Genomic DNA, 2,473 nt, shown 5'->3' with positions numbered 1-2,473 from the left:
GTGCGAGACCTTCACCGTGTTGACCACCGTCAGAAGCACTGCTTTCACCAGGTGCTCTAAATCCCGTATCCGCATCATCGTCTTGGACAACTCCCGCAACGTCCGCTGATAACGCCGCTGCTCTGCTAGTAAAAACTCTTCAGTCTTTACCCTCAAATATTGGTATATAAATGGTCCTATTGTGGCTAACATTGCCATTAAAACTAACGGAATCATCCACCATTTGGAGCCGAATTTACCTACCAGAATAATATTGTAAAATACACCCAGTGCAAATGGCAAACCTAAAACAAGTAAATAAACTATTATAAATAACGCAACTCGTACAAAAGCTAGTTTTATATCAAGGAGGTGATATCTTGAGATTGCATAGGTGGTTATGATGCTAAATATCACTACAAGTAAATTATCTAACGGTGGTGTTCTGATATTAACAACAAGACCAAAATATAAGTAGGCTCCGACACTCAGAATAAGAAAACTAATAAGAAGATATTGAACTTGGGTGCGGCGTAGAGCGTATTTGGTCTGTCTTATGAAATTAATATACAGATAAATGATCCCAAGCCCAATAAGTGAAAAATAGACAATAAGAAAAAACCAAAGAAAGTTAGGTAGTGCTATAAAACGAAAAGGATATCTTTTGATTACTCCTTTAATAAAAAGGTGTCGCCAAGAAGACAAATTTAGAATAGTAAAAAAGACAGCAAATAGCCACAATGTAAATTTCATTTTCCTTCTGAGAAGAATTATTTTTAAAGAATCCATGAAATAAAGATAAATCAAAGGAGCCCAAGTTATACTCAAATATAAGATTTTATCCCAGAAAATCGCTTCAGTACTTTTAGAGGTATAACTTTGCACAAAACAAGATATTATCCAACATAAGAGAACGAATAAAAAAGCACCGAAAAGTAATCTAACCTTTTGCCAATTTGCCTTTAACAATACTAACAAAAGAATAAAAAAAACAAATATTGCGGCTACTAAAGAAGAAAATGCATAAATATTCATCTCCTACTTTCTTTATCAACTATCTTAAGAGCAGTTAATTTACCACTTAAAAAAGCTTTCATTATACCTCCATATCCAAAACTTTCTGTAGACCAATGACCACATAAGAATAGGTTCTCAAAAGGTAATTTCGAAAGCATAGACCTTTCAACTTGCTGAGGGGTAGGTGCCCATCCATACATAGCTCCATTTTGATTACCAGTGTACTTCTCTAAAGTTACCGGCGTTGCAATTTCAATGCATCTTATTTTTCCTTTAAGTTCTGGCAATGCAACATAAGAACGTTTAATCATATTGTCTTTTATCTTTTCCTTGTTTCTCTCCCAGTAATCAATATTAATAAATGGAGTAGTTAAAAAAAGAACTACCGCTCGTTTTTGTGAACTAATCATGGGATTTATATGAATAAATATATAGCTACTTTTTAAATCAAGTTTTCCTTGATATACCATTTCATATACTCTATCTATTCTACGGGACTTACAGAACCAGATGTTTGTCCCTTGTTCAAAACTCACCATATCCTCAATTCCCAGATAGACTAAAAAACAAGATTTTGTTGACTCCATCTGTTTTAGTGTATGAACAAATGTTAACGAAATTGACTTCTTCTCCATCAACTTCAAAAAAGTTGTTCTGACATCAATGGCTGAAACATAGTATTTTGCTGAAAAACTATTATGTTGAGTATATATTCCCTTAATCCTATTAGACTGATTTTCTATTCTAACTACTGGCGATAACTTAAGAAGTTGTCCCCCATTTTTTAAAAATTTTTTTTCAAGGGCTAGTGGTATTGTGTCCATTCCTCCGATGGGATAATAACCTCCATCTAAAACGAAATTCTTATAAAGACTTATTCCAGCTATTGCAGATAAGCGAGAAGCGGGTAATGCAACTGTTGCAACAGGAAAGGTTAAGAGAGATTTAAGATTAGTATCGGTAAAATAGTAATTAAGAACATCGGAGAATGTTTTACCTTTCCAGGTGAAATAAATTTTTGTAAAACTCTGTCCAACGACATCTTTAAAAAATTTCTCAATACATTTTGCTTGTTTAGGAAAGTTCTGTTGTAGCTCGTTTTTAGTTTCTTCAATGTTATTTAATATTCTTATACAATAACCAGGTATTTTAAGAATATCTAGCGGATTATTCCGTATTAATTTCAGATTATAAGTTAATTCAAGCTCATCCCATAGCTCTCTAAGTTTTCCCTGAGCACCTAATCCACCCAAACAATGAACTGCTGCATCAAATCTATATCCTTTTCTATCAAAAGAAGTGCAGTAGCCTCCGACCTTGTAATGCTGCTCAATAATAAGTACTTTCATCCCTGCCTTAGCAAGATAACATCCGCAAGTTAATCCTCCTATTCCTGCTCCGATAATGATAACATCATATTTCCGTGAACTCATAATCTCTTTATCCTTAGGTTAATACCTTCCACCCTCCACAATAT

The 2,473-nt window shown here is 33.9% G+C and carries 2 protein-coding genes; both read right to left on the bottom strand.

What is annotated here, in order from left to right; translation table 11 throughout:
* Window positions 1-1,014: hypothetical protein (locus N2712_07910; GenBank protein MCX8029901.1), on the bottom strand; the 1,014-nt coding region annotated here is incomplete at its 3' end.
* Window positions 1,011-2,429 (bottom strand): NAD(P)/FAD-dependent oxidoreductase, encoded by a 1,419-nt coding sequence (locus N2712_07905; GenBank protein ID MCX8029900.1) that lies wholly within the window; start codon window positions 2,427-2,429, stop codon window positions 1,011-1,013. The genes N2712_07905 and N2712_07910, both read right to left, overlap by 4 nt.
* Window positions 2,430-2,473 lie beyond the last annotated feature (44 nt).

The sequence above is a fragment of the Brevinematales bacterium genome (assembly GCA_026415355.1).
In the GTDB taxonomy this organism is placed as follows: Bacteria; Spirochaetota; Brevinematia; order DTOW01; family DTOW01; genus SKYB106.
The sequence above is the reverse complement of the archived record's forward strand: the minus strand, read 5'-3'. Positions and strand labels throughout refer to the sequence as shown.